This is a genomic window from Rhodococcus koreensis (assembly GCF_900105905.1).
Taxonomy (GTDB): Bacteria; Actinomycetota; Actinomycetes; order Mycobacteriales; family Mycobacteriaceae; genus Rhodococcus_F; species Rhodococcus_F koreensis.
The window spans coordinates 5,842,746-5,859,544 of the sequence record NZ_FNSV01000005.1 but is presented as its reverse complement, the minus strand read 5'-3'; the positions used below and the strand labels follow the sequence as shown (position 1 = coordinate 5,859,544).

Annotated in this window: 16 protein-coding genes; 13 read left to right on the top strand and 3 right to left on the bottom strand. The window is 67.4% G+C overall.

The features are described from left to right. Positions 1-192 precede the first annotated feature (192 nt). The 8 genes from BLV94_RS31165 to BLV94_RS31130 all read left to right on the top strand — a co-directional run bounded on the left by BLV94_RS31165 (position 193) and on the right by BLV94_RS31130 (position 10,167). Positions 193-411 (top strand): hypothetical protein, encoded by a 219-nt coding sequence (locus BLV94_RS31165; protein ID WP_072944549.1) that lies wholly within the window; start codon positions 193-195, stop codon positions 409-411. Positions 412-425: 14 nt separating this feature from the next. Beyond that, entirely contained in the window at positions 426-2,465 is a 2,040-nt protein-coding gene (locus tag BLV94_RS31160) for a hydantoinase/oxoprolinase family protein (RefSeq protein WP_072944547.1), read from the top strand. A gap of 5 nt (positions 2,466-2,470) precedes the next feature. Next, entirely contained in the window at positions 2,471-4,438 is a 1,968-nt protein-coding gene (locus tag BLV94_RS31155; RefSeq protein WP_072944545.1) for a hydantoinase B/oxoprolinase family protein, read from the top strand. Continuing rightward, positions 4,435-5,457: a zinc-dependent alcohol dehydrogenase family protein gene (locus BLV94_RS31150; RefSeq protein ID WP_307718321.1), complete on the top strand. Its 1,023-nt coding sequence runs from the start codon at positions 4,435-4,437 to the stop codon at positions 5,455-5,457. The genes BLV94_RS31155 and BLV94_RS31150 overlap by 4 nt, the downstream gene beginning before the upstream one ends. Continuing rightward, entirely contained in the window at positions 5,412-7,043 is a 1,632-nt protein-coding gene (locus tag BLV94_RS31145; RefSeq protein WP_244163704.1) for an aldehyde dehydrogenase family protein, read from the top strand. The genes BLV94_RS31150 and BLV94_RS31145 overlap by 46 nt, the downstream gene beginning before the upstream one ends. A gap of 43 nt (positions 7,044-7,086) precedes the next feature. Further along, a complete protein-coding gene (locus tag BLV94_RS31140; protein ID WP_244163703.1) occupies positions 7,087-7,896 on the top strand; it encodes an IclR family transcriptional regulator in 810 nt (269 codons plus the stop codon). Between the two features lie 129 nt (positions 7,897-8,025). Continuing rightward, positions 8,026-9,432 (top strand): MmgE/PrpD family protein, encoded by a 1,407-nt coding sequence (locus tag BLV94_RS31135; protein ID WP_072944542.1) that lies wholly within the window; start codon positions 8,026-8,028, stop codon positions 9,430-9,432. Between the two features lie 39 nt (positions 9,433-9,471). Further along, positions 9,472-10,167 carry a helix-turn-helix transcriptional regulator gene (locus tag BLV94_RS31130; RefSeq protein ID WP_072944541.1) on the top strand — a complete coding sequence of 232 codons (696 nt, stop codon included), beginning with the start codon at positions 9,472-9,474 and terminating at the stop codon, positions 10,165-10,167. A 4-nt stretch (positions 10,168-10,171) separates the two neighbouring features. Here the strand turns inward: BLV94_RS31130 and BLV94_RS31125 are convergent, their stop codons facing one another. Further along, positions 10,172-10,891: a nitroreductase gene (locus tag BLV94_RS31125; protein ID WP_072944539.1), complete on the bottom strand. Its 720-nt coding sequence runs from the start codon at positions 10,889-10,891 to the stop codon at positions 10,172-10,174. 65 nt (positions 10,892-10,956) lie between these two features. Then, positions 10,957-12,129 (bottom strand): CaiB/BaiF CoA transferase family protein, encoded by a 1,173-nt coding sequence (locus BLV94_RS31120; RefSeq protein WP_072944537.1) that lies wholly within the window; start codon positions 12,127-12,129, stop codon positions 10,957-10,959. A gap of 201 nt (positions 12,130-12,330) precedes the next feature. Here BLV94_RS31120 and BLV94_RS31115 point away from each other — a divergent pair, with 201 nt between their 5' ends. The 3 genes from BLV94_RS31115 to BLV94_RS51100 are packed head-to-tail and all read left to right on the top strand — an operon-like array spanning position 12,331 to position 13,777. Continuing rightward, positions 12,331-12,642 (top strand): DUF2255 family protein, encoded by a 312-nt coding sequence (locus tag BLV94_RS31115; protein WP_072944535.1) that lies wholly within the window; start codon positions 12,331-12,333, stop codon positions 12,640-12,642. Continuing rightward, complete coding sequence (locus tag BLV94_RS31110) at positions 12,639-13,556, top strand: low temperature requirement protein A (protein ID WP_244163702.1); 918 nt, start codon at positions 12,639-12,641, stop codon at positions 13,554-13,556. The genes BLV94_RS31115 and BLV94_RS31110 overlap by 4 nt, the downstream gene beginning before the upstream one ends. Then, complete coding sequence (locus BLV94_RS51100) at positions 13,550-13,777, top strand: low temperature requirement protein A (protein ID WP_244163701.1); 228 nt, start codon at positions 13,550-13,552, stop codon at positions 13,775-13,777. Before BLV94_RS31110 ends, BLV94_RS51100 begins: the two co-directional genes overlap by 7 nt. A 27-nt stretch (positions 13,778-13,804) precedes the next feature. Here the strand turns inward: BLV94_RS51100 and BLV94_RS31105 are convergent, their stop codons facing one another. Next, positions 13,805-14,671: a helix-turn-helix domain-containing protein gene (locus BLV94_RS31105; protein ID WP_072944533.1), complete on the bottom strand. Its 867-nt coding sequence runs from the start codon at positions 14,669-14,671 to the stop codon at positions 13,805-13,807. A gap of 197 nt (positions 14,672-14,868) precedes the next feature. Between BLV94_RS31105 and BLV94_RS31100 the strand changes: the two genes are divergently transcribed. Beyond that, positions 14,869-15,795 (top strand): alpha/beta hydrolase, encoded by a 927-nt coding sequence (locus BLV94_RS31100; RefSeq protein ID WP_143051442.1) that lies wholly within the window; start codon positions 14,869-14,871, stop codon positions 15,793-15,795. A 39-nt stretch (positions 15,796-15,834) separates the two neighbouring features. Then, complete coding sequence (locus BLV94_RS31095) at positions 15,835-16,761, top strand: alpha/beta hydrolase (protein ID WP_072944531.1); 927 nt, start codon at positions 15,835-15,837, stop codon at positions 16,759-16,761. The last annotated feature ends 38 nt before the right edge of the window (positions 16,762-16,799 follow it).

Sequence of the window (16,799 nt, the reverse complement as noted above, 5' to 3'; positions counted from 1 at the left end):
GTGCCGGTGAGAATAATACATCATATTGGGAAGAACCTGCAGGTGGCCGCGGATGAGCACCGCCCGCGGCGTTCGGAAAGTGGATGCCGGCCTTCGCCAGAAGGATTGTGACGCAGATCCCACCCCCATAGCGTCGTGACGACCAGCGCACCTGCGCTCCCGTCTCCGAGAGCACCTGGAGTTGTGCCCACCATGTCCGAAGAACACAACAGCCCACCCACCCCGGTTCTCGAACGAACCCCCGTCGACGGCCACTGCCCGCGATGCGGCGCCGAGGAACTCCGCCGCTACCCCGTGGTATCCGAAGGCGGCTGGTTCCAGGTCGTCAAATGCCAGCAGTGCCTGCTGTCCCTGGACCGCTCCCCGTGGTCCCGGCTCGGGCCCATCCAACTTCTCACCGACCTGCTCTGACGAAGGATTCCACGATGATTGCAGTCGATGTCGGCGGAACATTCACCGACGTAGTCGCCCTGCGCGACGGCAAGATCCAGACCGCCAAGGTCACCACCGACTACACCGAGGTGTTCGGGCCCGTCCTCGAGGGCGCCGCGGCGCTGGGCGTCGAGGACGCGAGCGTGTTCAACCACGCGAGCACGCACGGCCTGAACGCGGTGATCACGCGGCGGTTGCCCAAGATCGGTTTTCTCACGACCGAGGGTCATCGCGACATCCTCGACATGGGACGGGTGTGGCGCCCGGAGCACGCCATCCTGGACTCGCGCTGGCGTCGCAGCTTCGGTGACGCCTCCCGGCCGCTCGTCCAGCGGTACCTGCGGCGCGGCATCCACGAGCGGATCACGGCCGACGGCGGCGTGCTCTTCGAACTGGACGAAACGCAGGCCCGCGCCGAACTGGACGTGCTCCGGCGCTGCGGCGTCACCGGTGTCGCGATCTGTCTGATCAACGCGTACGTGAACCCGGCGCACGAGGTCCGGCTGCGCGAACTGGTCCGCGAGGTCCTCGGCGACGTGCCCTGCTCGATCTCCAGTGACGTCTCCCCGCTCGCCAAGGAGTACGCACGGGCCTCGACCACGGTGATCGACACGCTGATGAAGATCATCTACACCGACTACACCGCCAAACTGGAGAAGGGACTCGCGGACCTCGGCTTCAGCGGGGAACTCAACTTCGCCGACTGCGCCGCCACCCTCGTCCCGTCCGGACGTGCGATGGAACTGCCCTTCCGCATCGTCTTCTCCGGGCCCGCCGCCGGCACAGTCGGATGTGCACACTTCGGCGGGCTGATCGGCGAGAACAACCTGCTCTGCGCGGACGTCGGCGGCACGTCCATCGACATCAGCGTCGTGACGGCGGGCGAACCGTTCGTCAACACCAGCTTCGAACTCGAGCACGACCTCGTCGTCAACGCCCTGGCGAACGACATCTCCAGCATCGGCGCCGGCGGCGGCAGCATCGTCGCGATCGGCCCCGCAGGCGAGATCCAGGTGGGCCCGGACAGCGCGGGATCCTCCCCCGGACCGGCCTGCTACGGGCGCGGCGGCACCCAGCCGACCACCACCGACACGTGCCTGATGATCGGCATCATCGATCCCAGCCGGTTCGCCGGTGGCGCGGTGGACCTCGATCCGGCGCTGTCCCGGCAGGCGTTCGAGGACCTCGATTCGGAGTTCACGCTGGCGCAGAAGGTTCGCTACGCCTATGAAATGGCCGTCAACAACATGGCGGAGGGCGTGTTCAACGTCGCGATCAAGAACGGTGTGGACCCGCGCGACTACAGCCTCGTCGCGTTCGGCGCCGCCGGGCCGATGCTGTTGCCCGCGGTGCTCGACACGGTGCACTGCAAGCAGGTGATCGTGCCACCGTATCCCGGCCTGTTCTCCGCACTGGGTCTGCTGTCCGCGGACCAGGTGTTCACCGCCAACCGCAGCGCGTACATGATCCTCACCCCCGATGCGGCACCGACCATCGACGCGCTGTTCGGCGAGATGGAATCGCAACTGCGCGAGGGCCTCGACGAGGGCACCGGCGTGACGTTCCATCGCAGCATGGACGCCCACCTCGCCGGGCAGAGCTGGGAGACACCGTTCGTGCCGGTTCCCGACGGCACCATCGACGCCGACGCGATCACCACCATCGTCCAGTCGTTCCACGACACGTACGAGAACCGTTCGGGCAACCGATTCGAGGCGATGCCCGTCGAGGGCGTGACGTTCCGGGTGCGGGCGGTCCTGGACACCCCGAAGGTCGACTACCCCGAAGCTCCGCAGCGCGGCGACGAACCCCTCGCACCGGTCCGGACGACGGTACTGCGCTACCTCGGCGACATCGACGCCGACGGCGAGGGCGCACAGCAGGCCGGCGTCTACGACCGCGAAACCCTGTGCGCCGGAGATATTCTAGAAGGTCCCGCCATCGTCGACGAAGGACTCTCGACGACGCACATCGGAGCCGGGCAGCGCGCCACCGTCGGCCGCTACGGCGAACTGATCATCCGGAGGAAGTGAATCCCATGACCACTCTCGAAGCAACACCCGCCTCTGCGGGCGCCGAAACGACTCGACTGCGCGACATCTCCGACTCCACGTTCACCGACGCCTACGGCTGCGACCGCTTCACCGCGGCCGTGATCCTCAACCGGCTGCGGTACACCGTGGAGCACATGTCCACCGGTTTCATGCGCGAGGCGTTCTCGCCGATCATCCGCGACTGGTACGACTTCGCGTGCACCATCAGCGGTCCACCCGATCACAACTATCCGATGGCCGTGGTCAGCAACAGCCTCGTGGTCTTCCTCGGCACACTCGGCGACGCCGTACGGAACGTCGTCGAAGAGTTCGGGCCCGAAAACCTCTCCCCCGGTGACGTGCTCATCTGCAACGACCCGTACCGCGGCGGAACCCACGTCAACGACGTGTGCTTCATCCGCCCGGTCTTCGTCGACGGCAGGATCGTCTCGTTCGTGAACATGCGCGCCCACCAACTCGACATGGGCGGCACCGTGCCCGGCGGATTCTCGGCCACGAAGGCGAACGTGTACGAGAACGGTCTCGTCATTCCGCCGATGCTGTTGTGGTCCAAGGACGAACCGGTGCGCTCGACGTTCAGCCTGATCTTCGACAACACCCGGTGGGGCGGGATGCTGCTGCCCGACTTCAAGAGCATCTACCAGCAACTCGCACTCGGCGAGCGACTCGTGCTCGAGAACATCGAACGCTACGGTCTGGACGCCTATCTGGGGACGTTGACGTACGCCTGCGACACGTCCGCCGAGCGCATGCGCGACGCCATCGCACTCGTGCCGGACGGCGAGTACACCGGCTCTTCGCTGATCGACGCGGACGGCCTCGACGACAGCGTCGACTACACGGTGCAGGTGACGCTGCGCAAGCACGGCCAGGACATCGAGGTCGACCTGTCCGGCACCTCGCCGCAGGCTCGCACGTGCATCAACTGTGGGGTGCTCGACGCCAAAACCGCTGTCGGCGTGGCGTTGACGATGCTGCTGGACCCGGAGGTGCCGTTCACCTCGGGCACCTGGCGCAACATCGACCTCGCCACCCCGCCGGGCACGCTGGTGTCGTCCCTGCCGCCCGACGGCGGGATCATGATGTTCTGGGAAGCGTCGGGCGCCGTCGTCTCCGCCGTCTTCGACGCGCTCAACCCGGCCCTCGGCGAGAAGGGTGTCGCGGGCGACTACGGTTCCACGAACACCCACAACGCGTCCGGCGTGACCGCCGACGGAACCCCGTGGACGAGCGCCACCCAGTGCGGCGGCGAGCACGGGCCGTGGGGGGCCACGAAGGAAGGCGACGGCGACAGCTACACCGTCCTGTTCTTCCTCAACAACCTCGACCCCGCCACCGAGACGATCGAGCACGACTCCCCGGTCGTCATGCTGCGCAAGGAACACGCGATCGACACCGGCGGTCCCGGCACGTTCCGCGGTGGTGCCGCGAACCTCAAGGACACGCTCTGGCTGAGCGAGGGCAGCCACTACCTGTCGCCGTTCCGCACCAAGGTCCCGAGTGGAGTCGGCGCGAACGGCGGTGAACCCGGACCCAACGGCGCCATCTGGATCTTCCCGCCGCGTGACGGCGCGGACGGCCCGGGCATGCTGGGCACCACACCCGACGTCTACGCGGACAGCGTCCCCGTCGCCGGAGTGCTCGACCCCGAGACGAAGGCACTGGACCCGGTCGACGGCGAGTACCACTATTTCGCCAGTCGGCAAGTGTGGCAGACGAAGACCGGCTCGATCCTGCGGTGCCTGACCAACGGCGGCGGCGGCTGGGGCGACCCGTTCGCCCGCGACCCCGAACGCGTGCTCGCCGACGTGCGCAACGAATACGTCAGCGTGGCAGGTGCCGCCCGCGACTACGGCGTCGTCGTGATCGGCGACCCGAAGTCCGATCCCGAAGGGCTGCGCGTCGACGTGCAGGCCACCGCAGCGCTCCGCAACGAGGAAGAAGGTCGATGATGCAGGGAATCACTTTTCCGGGGGACGGCAGTGTCGTCCTCAAGGAGTTCCCGGCTCCGCAACCGGGGCCGGGAGAAGTGGTCGTCCGGATGCGAGCGTCCGGAATGTGCGGCAGCGACCTCCATTTCTACCGGGGTGCGGTGTCCTTCGGCGGGAGCGCCGACACCATTCAGGGGCACGAGCCCTGCGGTGACGTACACGCTGTCGGAGAGGGGGTGTCGCCCGACACGGCGTCCGTCGGCGACCGCGTGATGATCCACCACTACTGGGGTTGCGACGTGTGCGAGCAGTGTCGCTCCGGATGGCCGCAGATGTGCGACCGTGGGAACGCCCAGACGATGAGCATCACCACCCACGGCGGTCATGCACCGTACGCAGTCGTGCCCGCCCGGACACTGCTGCCGCTTCCCGACGGCCTCAGCTACAAGGCGGGCGCCGCGATCGGCTGCGGCACCGGGACGGCGTGGGGAGGTCTCATGCGGCTCGGCGACGTCGGCGGGAAAACGCTGGTCGTGTTCGGGCAGGGCCCGGTCGGGCTGTCCGGGACCATGCTCGCCTCGGCGCTCGGCGCCCGGGTCATCGCTGTGGACGTCAACGATTCGCGGCTGGAACGCGCACGGAAGTTCGGCGCGAGCGCGGTCGTGAACTCGGCCGACGTGGACCTGTCCGCGACGATCGCCGATCTCGCCGGCCGCAAGGGCGTGGAGATGATCCTGGAAACATCCGGGGTGGCGGGCGCCGACGCCCTGAGCGTCCTCGGCAAGTGGGGACGGGCGTGCTTCATCGGACTCCCCGGCGAGGTGCACTTCCGGACGGAGGAGCAGTACAAGAACCAGTGGACGATCATGACGTCCTGGACGATGTCCACGATCCAGCAGCGGCGCTGCGCCGAATTCATCGTCGAGCAAGGGCTTCCCATCGACGACCTGTACACCCACAGCTGGTCGCTGGACCAGGCCGTCGAGGCGTACCAGTGGTTCGACAAGCAATCCGACGGCAAGGGAGTCTTCGAATTCTGACACCCGAACAGGTCACCGCATCGACGAAGCCCGCGGCCGGACCGGCCGACCACGACTGTTTCGGCCTGCTGCCGAGACGGGAGGAGGAGAACGAGTTGCTCACCCAAGACGAAACATCGCTCACCGTCCCCGCTTTCATCCAGGGATCGAAGAAGAATCTGATCGGCGGCAAGTGGGTCGACGCCACTTCCGGCCGGCAGATCGACACCGTCAATCCGGCGACGGGGCAGGTACTCTGCCGCATCGCCGGCGGCGACGCCACGGACATCGACCTCGCCGTCTCGGCCGCTCGCCGAGCGTTCGAGGGCGAATGGAGTCGGTGGACACCGCATCAGCGCCGCAAGCTGATCCTGAAGATCCACGACGTCATCCTCGACAATTTCGACGAACTGGCGATGATCGAGACGCTGGACATGGGGGCTCCGCTGAAGCGGACCACCGGACTCGCCGAGTGGACCTCGCAGGTGCTGCAGTTCTTCGCTTCCCAATGCGACGCCGCGACCGTCGCGACACCCCCGAATTCGCTGCCCGGGGATTTCCTCACCCTCAAGTCCCTCGCCCCCGTCGGAGTGGTCGGCGGCATCATCCCGTGGAACGGGCCCCTGATCGGCCTGTGGTGGATCTTCGGCCCGGCACTCGCCACCGGATGCACCGCCGTCCTCAAGCCCGCCGAGGACGCCTCCCTGTCGGTGCTGCGGGTGGCCGAACTGATGATGGAAGCCGGTGTCCCCGAGGGCGTCATCAACGTCGTGACCGGGTACGGCGCCGACGCGGGCCAGGCCCTGGCCGAACACCGGGACGTCGACCGGATCGCGTTCACCGGATCGATCGGCACCGCGCAGACCATCGTCCGCGCATCGGCCGTCAACCTCAAACGCCTGCAACTGGAGTTGGGTGGCAAATCGCCCGACATCGTCTTCGCCGACGCCGATCTGGACAAGGCCGTGCCCGGCGCCGCGATGGGCGTGTTCACCAACAGCGGCCAGGTCTGCGTCGCCGGCACACGGATCTTCGTGCAGCGTTCGATCCACGACGAGTTCGTCGAACGGATGCAGGAGTTCACCAAGACCATCCGCGTGGGAGACGGTCTCGACCCGAATACCCAGTTGGGTTTGCTGATTTCGGAACGGCAGCTCGATCGGGTCATGCACTACATCGACGTCGGCGGCGGCGAAGGCGCGCACCTGGCGAGCGGCGGCAAACGCCTCGGCGGCGAACTGGCATCGGGCTTCTTCGTCGAGCCGACCGTGTTCTCCGGCGCGTCGAACGACATGACGATCGCCAGGGAAGAGATCTTCGGACCCGTCGCGTCGGTCATCCCGTTCGACGACATGGACGACGCACTGCGGCTCGCGAACGACACCCCATTCGGCCTGGCGGGCGGGGTGTGGACCCGCAGCCTGTCCACGGCACACAAGGTCTCGCAGAACATCAAGGCCGGAACGATCTGGGTCAACTGCTACGGCGTCCTCGACCCGGCCATCGGATTCGGCGGCACCAAGATGAGCGGGTACGGCTGGAAGGGAGCGAAAGAACACGTGGAAGGCTACCTGTACCCGAAGGCCGTCTACATCAACCTCGACTAGCCCCCGAGAGCACTCACGACACGCTCGACACCGAGGAGGACCGATGCCCGCGCGCGGTGAATCGATGATCGAACGGGTCGTGCAGGTGCTCGAGTCGTTCAAGGGAGCGGGCGGTTCACTGACGGCGTCGGAGATCGCGCGGAGGACCGCGATCCCGATGCCGTCGGCGCATCGGATCGTGGCCGAACTCGTCGACGTGGGTTTCCTCGAACGCGACCCCGACCGCAGGCTGCGGATCGGCACACGCCTGTGGGAGGTGGTGGCCCGGTCGTCGAGCGCCCTCACGCTCCGGGAGGTCGCCCTGCCGTACATGGAGGACCTGCGGTCGGCGGTGCAGGCCCCCACCCTGCTGTCGGTACTCGACCGCAACGACGTCCTCAACCTGGAAACGCTGTCGACACGGCAACCGAGTGTCACCAACGTGACCCAGCCGGGTGTGAGGCTTCCCGCGCTGGCGTCGTCCCCGGGCATCGTTCTGGTCGCGTTCTCTCCGCCGGAAGTGCGGGAGCACATCCTGGCGACCGGCAAGATCACCCGATTCACCGAGCACACCGTCGTCGACCGGGCCGAACTGCTGCGGATCGTGAACGAGACCCGGCGCACCGGTTACGTCGTCGCCCGCCGCTGGATCTCCCCCGACTCGACGGCGGTCGCCGTGCCGATTCTCGCCGACGACGGCACCGCGATCGGCGCACTGTCGGTCACGACCGCGTTCGGCGCCGACGCGCCGTCGACCCTGCTGCCCGCGCTGCACGCCACCGCTCTCGGTATCTCCCGCGCGACGCGCACCGCCGACGGCCCACGGTTGACGCTGCTGAAGCAGCAGATCCGGCACGCGACGGAAGTGCCCTGACCGGACTCGTCTTCTCGGTAGGCGAGAATCCCCCTATCCCCGAGCCGGGACATGCGCGACCTTCTGACATGAACCGGGACGCCGACTTACGTTGCCGGCAGCGACATCTCGACGCGGAAGAGGGACGACATGACGAAGTTCGCGATCCAGAACTCGGAAGATCCGATGAGCACCCTGTGCCGGATGGCGGTGCAGACCGACTACGACGATCTCCCCGCCGAGGTCGTCCGGCATGCCAAGCACACCCTGCTGGACTGCATGGCCGTGATGATCGGCGGCTCCGGGATGGACGGGATCCCGGCGATCGTGGATCTGGTCAAGGACAAGGGCGGCGCACCGCAGTCGGTGCTGCCGTTCTACGGTGGCCGCGTTCCCGCGGCCGAGGCGGCACTGGCGATCGGCCCGATGCCCCGGGCGATGGACTGCGGCGATCTTCACGAGGAAGCAGGGCACATCAGCGAATACATCGTGGCCAGTCTGCTGGCGGCCACCGGGCTGCGGCCGGACGTCACGGGGAAGGAATTCCTGACGGCGCTGGTCGTCGGCCAGGAGACGCTCATCCGCGTGGGCTCGGCCTACAAGGTCATCAGTACCGCCGTGAAGTCCCACGATTGCGGCGGCCACTACATCTTCGGCGCTGTCGCCGCCATCGGCAAACTCCTCGGCTTCTCCCAGGAACTACTGGAGAATGCCCAGGGCATCGCCCGCACGATGACCCAGCCTCACACGATGGCGATCTACGCACCGGCCACCCTGATGGTCCGGGTGCACCACGGCCTCGTCTGCCAATCGGCGATCACCGCCTGCCTCCTCGCGGAGAAGGGCATCACCGGCCCCCGCCGGGAGGTGCTGACGGGACCCAACGGATACCTGCGCACCGCTCGCTGGGAGACGGACGCGGAGCCACTCACCCGGGATCTGGGCGAACGCTGGGAGTCGACGAACATCACGACCAAGGGGTACAGCGCCTGCTACTTCTCGCACTCCTCCATCGACGGCATCCTGGATCAGATGCGCACGCACGGCTTCGGCCCCGACGACATCGCCACCGTCCACATCGACGTCTCCACCTCCGGCTGGCGCGCCGTGTGCGAGCCGACCGACGTGAAGTGGCACCCCCGGACGGTCCCCGAATGTCAGTTCAGCCTCCCGTACGCCGTCGCGACCGCCGCGATCGACAAGAGTGTCTTCGTGCAGTCCTACACCGACGAAGCACGGCAACGTCAGGACGTCCGAGAGCTGATGTCGAGGATCTCCGCCGCCGAGGACCCGTCCGTGTCGGACTGGGGTGCACGGCTGACCACCACGCTGCGTGACGGCCGCACGATCACCACCGAACACGTCTACGTCAAGGGGCACCCGAACAACCCGTTCAGCGAGCAGGACTTCGTCGACAAGTTCCGCAAGTGTGTGCCGTACTCGGTGCATCCGCTGGACGAGCAGGTAGTCGACACGATGATTCACGACGTGCTGTATCTGGACAAGGTGGACGACGTCGTCGCCTCCCTGCTCCTGCCGCTGACACCGGGCAACTGACCCTTCCCGGCGACCGGGCCTTGTTCCTAGTATGGATCCATGGACATCGCCAAGGACGTCAGAGAGTTCTTGATGACCCGGAGGGCGAAGATCACTCCCGAGCAGGTAGGCCTGCCGCCAGGCCGGCGACGTCGGGTGCCGGGCCTGCGGCGTGAAGAGGTCGCGCAGTTGGCCGGTGTCAGCATCGAGTACTACACCCAGATCGAACGCGGGAACGTCGCCGGAGTCTCCGACGACGTTCTCCACGCCGTCGCCCGGGCACTGCGGCTCACCGAGGAAGAAACGGCGCACCTGTTCGACCTGGTGCGGGCCGCCGGCACCTCGACGGGCGCGGGGCGGTCTCCGCGGCGGGCCGACCGGAAGATCCCCGACGACGTGTTCCCGGAGTGGAACACCGCGGCCGACGACGCCGTGGCCCTGCTGCGGGCGGAGGCCGCACACTCGCCCCACTCCACCGTCGTCACCGGGCTCGTCGGCGAACTCGCCGCTCGGAGCGAGGAATTCCGCACCCGATGGGCCGCCCACAACCTGAAGGCGCATCGGCACGGCGTCAAACAGTTCCGGCATCCGGACGTCGGCGACCTGTCGCTGACCTACAACGTCTTCGACATCACCGGCGCGGACGGACTGTCCCTCGTCGGGTACACGGCGGAACCGCAGTCACCGTCCGAGCAGGCTCTGCAACTGCTCGCGATCATGACCGCAACCGATACACCCTCCACGGCAACCGAATAGAGTGCTACCGGTCCTGCCAGGTCACGGCCTCGTCGAGCGACGCGCGTGCCGTCCGGTAGCTGTTCGCCGGGTGGTCGAGGTCGGCGTAGCCGAAGGAGATCCCCACCAGAATCTTGCGGTCGTCCGCGATACCGAAATGCTCACGGATGAAGGGAGACTGGCTCGCCAGGGCGGCCTGCGGGATCGTGGCGATCCCCAGGCTCCGCGCCGCGAGCAGGAGGGTGCCGAGGTAGAGCCCGGAATCCACCGCGCCGTACACGCCCTGCTCGGCATCGGTCGTGATGATCGCGACGTGCGGGGCGCCGAACAGGCGGAAGTTCTCGAACGACTGGCGTGCGGACGCGGCACGGTCACCGCGTTCGACTCCCACGGCCTGATACAGCTGCCACCCGCTCGCCCGGCGCCGGTCGCGGTAGACCCCGCGGTACTCCGCAGGCGGATCGAATTCGAAGGCGGCACCGTGCCCACTCGCGTACTCCGCGAGACCGTCCCGGAATCGCTCGGTTCCCGCACCGCTGGTCACGATGACCTGCCAGGGCTGCGTGTTGCACCACGACGCGGACCTCTGCGCCAGCGTGAACATGCGCTCGATGAGCGGGCGCGGAACCTCGCGCGGCTCGAACGCGCGGCAACTCCACCGTGTCGCCAGCAGGTTCTCCAGCACGGCGGACTCATCGTCGACGGGACCCACCGCGATCCCGTCGGTCGATACATCGGCAGTCATCGATCACTCACCCATCGTTGTTCGAATACGGAATATGCGCGTCCCGGGTCGGGGCACCGGTCGGCTCAGGGTTCGACGAACAGAACGTCCGCCTGCACCAGGTCGTCGATCTGCTCGGCGGAGTACACCTCCGAGGCGACGTCGCGGCTGTCGGCGCCGACCCGCGGCGCGGTGCCCGCCCGATCGGGGCGTTCGCCCGCGAACCGCCACGGCGGCCGGATGAGCGCCAGCCCGTCCTGCTGCCGTTCGACCAGTTCGAGCCATTCCACCTGCTCGTGCTCGACGAATCCGGTCATCGACAACACTGGGGCGAACGGCACGTCCGCAGCGGAGAGGGCATCCTCCCAGTGCTGCAGCGACTGCTGCTCGAACTCGGCTTCGACGATCTTGGCCAGCTCGTGGTAGTTCGACTCCCGGGGGCGGTACTCGGCGAAGCGGGGATCCTCGGTGAGATCCATCCGGTTCATCGCCGTGCACAGCGAGCGCCAGAATTTCTGCGAGGACGACAGGTGGACCGCCAGATACTCGCCGGTGGCGGTCTTGACGCAGAAGTTCTGCGCCTGCGGATGCCTGCTCTGCCTGCTCGGGTCGTATCCCAGTTCGAAGGACTGCGTGATCCCGTCAGTCGCCAGAACGCTGACGGCCTCCATGATCGACGTCTCCATGTGTTGCGGCGCGCCGGTGCGCAGCCGTCCGACGAGCGCCGCGAGGACGCCGGTGGCCGTACTCAGTCCGGTGATCAGGTCCGCACTGAGCCCGCCGGCCAGCTGGGGCCGGGCGTCGTCGCCGAACAGGGAGTAGAGACCGCCGAACGCATGCCCGATCGTGTCGTAGGCGGGGCGGCTCGCCAGCGGACCACCCGAGCCGAACCCGGTCACCGACCCGTAGACGAGGTCGGATCGCAGCGCGCGGCACTCGTCGGGTCCGAGGCCCAGCGCCGCCAACTTGCCCGGCCGCAGGTTCTCGAGGACCACGTCGAAGTGCGGCACGAGGGCCTTGACCAGCGCGATGCCTTCGGGATGCTTCAGGTCGATCGACAGGCTCCGCTTTCCGGTGTTGTACTGGCGGAAGTAGGGGCTGCCGTCGTTCTGGTGGCGACGGAAGTCCTCCCCGACGACGGGCTTCTCCACCTTCACGACCTCTGCGCCGAGAGCGCACAGGATCGACGTGGCGAACGGAAGGGCGATGTAACCCCCGATCTCCAGGATGCGGATCCCGTCGAGCGGCTTGTGCTGCATGGGTACGCCTCCGTGAGTTCAAGTGACAATATAATACATTATCTGTGGATCGGGGTCTGTCAAGGCCGGACCCACCTCACCCTGCCGGCCGCCGCAGTCTCGTGGGAGACCCTGGCTACAGGGGTACCCACAGCCTCTCCTTCCCGCGCCGCAACCGCCTTAACCTCTGATCACGGATCGCCGACATCAGGAGATGACGACATGGCATGGCACAGCGAGCAACTCGACGCGATCGGCCACACCGAGGAACTGCACATCAGCAGCTATCGGCGCGACGGCTCCCTGCGCCGCTGGATACCGATCTGTGTCGTGCGCGTCGCCGACGACCTCTACGTCCGGTCCGCGTTCGGCCCGGACGGCGGCTGGTACCGCAACGCGATGCGGAACAACACCGCGCCAAGTACCGCAGCCGGCCCGCCGCGCTGGAACCGATGGTCGCCGACACCGCCGCCGAAACGACCTTTCGCCTCGACGCCGCCGGATAGGATTCGGGCGCCGAGGAGGAATCCATGATGGCCAGGAACGCGCGCAGCACCCACCGTGAGGTCTCGCCGCTCGAGCTGTTCTTCGACCTGGTGTTCGTGTTGGCGATCGGTCAGCTCACGCACCATCTCGTCGACCACCTGACCTGGTACGGCGCCGCCGAAGCCCTCGTGGCACTCGTTGCGGTGTGCGGGGTCTGGGCGTTCACCACGTTCGAGGTCACGCTCCTCGACATCGAACGCACGGCCACCCGGGCCGTGACGGTCACGGTGATGGGACTCGGCCTGTTCATGAACGCGGGCATCGGGCACGCATTCGACGAAAGCCCTTGGCTCTTCGTCGTTCCCATGCTACTGGCGCTGATCGGCCCCACCATCTACGCGGCGGCCACCGCCCCGACGCCCAGCCTCCGCCTGCACTTCCTGCACGTGCTGATCTGGTTCGCGGTCTCGGCGCCGTTCTGGGTGGCCGGCGCCGCACTCGACCCGGAATGGCGCCTGTGGCTGTGGGCGGTGGCCGCGCTCGTCGATCTCGTCGGCACCTGGAGCGCTCACCCGCTGCCGGGCGGACGCACGCAGACGCAGCAACTTCCGTTCGACGCGGAGCACATGCTCGAGCGGATGCGACTGTTCCTCATCATCCTGCTGGGCGAGACGGTCCTGACCCTGGGACGTGTGATTGCCGCCCATCATTCCGACGCACTGACGCTTGCGCTGGCGGCGGGGTGCTTCGTCGCGCTCGTCTGCCTGTGGGCCGTCTACTTCGGGCGCGCCGAACAGCTCGTGGAAAGTCATATCGCCGCCACCGGGAACCCCATCCGATCCGTGCACATCGGGATCAACGTGATCTACGGCGTGGTCACCGGACTCGTCATGTTCGCCGCGGGCAGCGAGTTGGTGCTCGCCCATGCCGGCGACGACCGGGCGGGGTCGGCGGCGTGCTGATGCTCGCGGGTCCGGCGATCTACCTGCTCTCGCACGCAATCTACTTCCGGCTCACCACCCACACCGGCTGGGTTCTGCGCGCCGTCGGCGCCGCCGTGCTCGGATCGGCCTCCGCCGCGGCGTACTGGCTGCCGTCCTACGCCGTCGTCCTCGCACTGGTCCTCATACTCCTCGCGGTGGCCGTGACCCTCACCAGGGACGCGTCGCCGAGCGAATCCTGAACTCGCCGTTGCCGTCCTTCACGAATGTCATGAATGCTGATGTGCCGAGCTTTCGGTGGCGATCCAACTGGACAGCAGGCGGAGAGCCTCCTCGGAGGAGGAACCCGGCGCCGCGGTGAATCCGTACAGGGTGAGGCCGGCCGCGCTGGCCACCTCGAGCGCCTCGAAACGCAGCGTCAGGTCGCCGACGACCGGATGATGGAACCGCTTCGTTCCGCGCCGGTGCGCCTTGATGTCGTGAACCGCCCAGCGAGTGCGGAACTCGTCGCTACGGGTGGCGAGCTCGCCGACGAGACCGGTGACCGCCGCCGAATACGGCGACCGCGCCGCCTCCACCCGCAGCATCGCGACGGCGTCGTCGGCCGCGTTGTTCCAGTCGGGGAACGTTTCGTCGGCGCGGCGGTCGAGGAAGATGAACCGGGCCAGATTGGGCGCGCCGTCCACGCGGTCGTACACGTCGGCGTACAGCGCGCGACCGAGCGCATTGGCGCCGACGATATCGAGGTGACCGTTCTGCACGACGGCGGGGGCGGTGATCATCGCATCGACGAGCGCCTGGACCGGCTCCGGCATCTCGACGCGCGCGCGGGCGGGCTTACGCTTGCGGGGCTTCGTGGCCGCGGCGCGGGCGAGGGTGAACAGGTGCTTCGTCTCCTCGTCGTCGAGTCGCAGCGCGGTCGCGATGGCGTCCAGCACCTCGTCGGACACGCCCGACACGCCGCCGCGTTCGATCTGTACGTAGTATTCCGCGCTCACTCCGGCGAGCAGTGCGACCTCTTCGCGACGTAGCCCGGCGACCCGACGCCGGCCACCGGCGGGCAGGCCCACCTGGTCGGGCGTGATGCGTGCGCGACGGGTCGTCAGGAAGTCCTTGATCTCCTTGGCGATCTCCATACCTGCAGCCTAGGGACCTCCGACGGCCCGTGGGAGAGGCTGCCGGTACCCCCGATAACCGGCCTCTGGTACGGCCCCGCGGATCGCAGCAGAGTGGTGATTGCGGGTCGAGGAAATCATCCATGACGCAGTGACATTCAGAACGCAGTGAGATTCAGACCGTCGGGCTCCGGCGGACGACGAAGGGAAATCAGTTCATGACCACGGAGAGGATCGAGACCGTCAGCGTCACGACCCCGTACTGGGACATCGCGGCGGACATCTACTTCCCGCCAGGATTCGACAACACGAACAAATACCCGGCCATCATCAGCGCACACCCCATCGGCAGCTGCAAGGAGCAGACGTCCGGCAACGTGTACGGCACCGCCCTCGCCGACGCCGGCTACGTCGTCATCGCATTCGACGCCAGCTACCAGGGCGCCAGCGGCGGCGAACCCCGATTCATCGAAGACCCGGCGCAACGAGTCGAGGACTTCGGCTACGTCGTCGACCACCTCGTCACCCTCCCCTACGTCGACGCCGACCGCATCGGCGTACTCGGCATCTGCGGCGGCGGCGGATACTCCGTCAGCGCCGCGAAGACCGACCGCCGCATCAAGGTCGTCGGCAGCGTCGTCGGCGTCAACTTCGGCCACCTGCTGCACGAGGCCTTCAGTGCCTACGACCCGATCGCCACATTGGACGCGATCGCCGCGCAGCGCACCGCCGAGGCCCGCGGCGCCGAACCGAACGTCGAGAACCTGCTGCCGCCCACCGTGGACGCGGCGGCCGGGATGGGCCTCGACGTCGTCGAGGCCACCGAGTACTACAAGACGTCCCGCGGGGAGAAGCCGAACGGCGCCACCCGCAGCCTGATCTCGCGTCGGGCAGCGGGATACGGATGGGACGCCTTCACCCACGCGGAAGTGCTTCTCACCCAACCGCTGTGCGTCGTCGTCGGCGACAAGCCCGGCGCCTTCGGCTCCTACCGCCACGGCCTCGAGATCTACCGCCGCGCCCGCTCCGAGAAGAAGCAACTCGTCGTGGCCGAAGGCTTCTCGCACTACGACCTGTACGACCAGCCCGAGCCCGTCAAGATCGCCCTCGACGCCCTGATCCCGTTCTACGACACCAACCTCTGACCACGCGCGACAACACCCCATCCAGAAGGAGACACAGCAATGGACAGCATCACTTTCCCCAACGGCCCGATCGCCATGGCAGGCAACCTGTTTCTGCCCGACAACTTCGATCCGCAGAGCAGCTACGCGGCGGTCGTCACCGTGCACCCAGGTGGCGGTGTGAAGGAGCAGACCGCGGGTCTGTACGCCGCGAAGCTCGCCGAAGAAGGCTTCGTGGCACTCGCCTACGACGCCTCGTTCCAGGGTGAGAGCGGCGGCGAACCTCACCACCTCGAGGACCCGGCAGCGCGAGTCGAGGACGTGCGCGCGGCCGTCGACTTCCTGCAGAGCCTGGACTACGTGGACGCCGAGCGGATCGGTGTTCTCGGTGTCTGCGCCGGCGGTGGATACGCCGTGAACGCGGCCCTGACCGACTACCGGATCAAGGCCGTCACCACCGTCAGTGCCGTGAACATCGGCACGTCGTTCCGGCGCGGGTGGTTCGGGACCGACTCCGACGCGGCCGCGGTGCCCACACTGCAGGCGGTCGCGCAGCAGCGGACCGCCGAGGCCCAGGGCGCCGACCCGGCGTACATCCCGTACGTTCCGGAACAGCCGGACGAGAGCACTCCGCGCGACCTGGTCGAGGCGCACGACTACTACCTCACCCCGCGTGCGCAGCACCCGAACGCGAAGAACAAGCAGCTGTTCACCAAGAGCATCTCGCGGATCTTCACGTTCGACGCGTTCCACCTGGTCGAGGACCTGTTCACGGCACCGCTGCTGATCGTCGCCGGCAGTGAAGCCGGTTCGCTGTGGATGTCCACCGAACTGCACAGCCGGGTCCGCAGCCCCAAGAAGCTGGTGGTCGTCGACGGCGGCGCCCACATGGACTTCTACGACGTGCCGAAGTACGTCGACCGGGCCGTGGCCGAGGCGACCCCGTTCTTCCGGGAGAACCTCGCAGCTCGCCCAGTCGAGAACTGACACCACGACGAAAGCCCCGCATCCTGCCGGATGCGGGG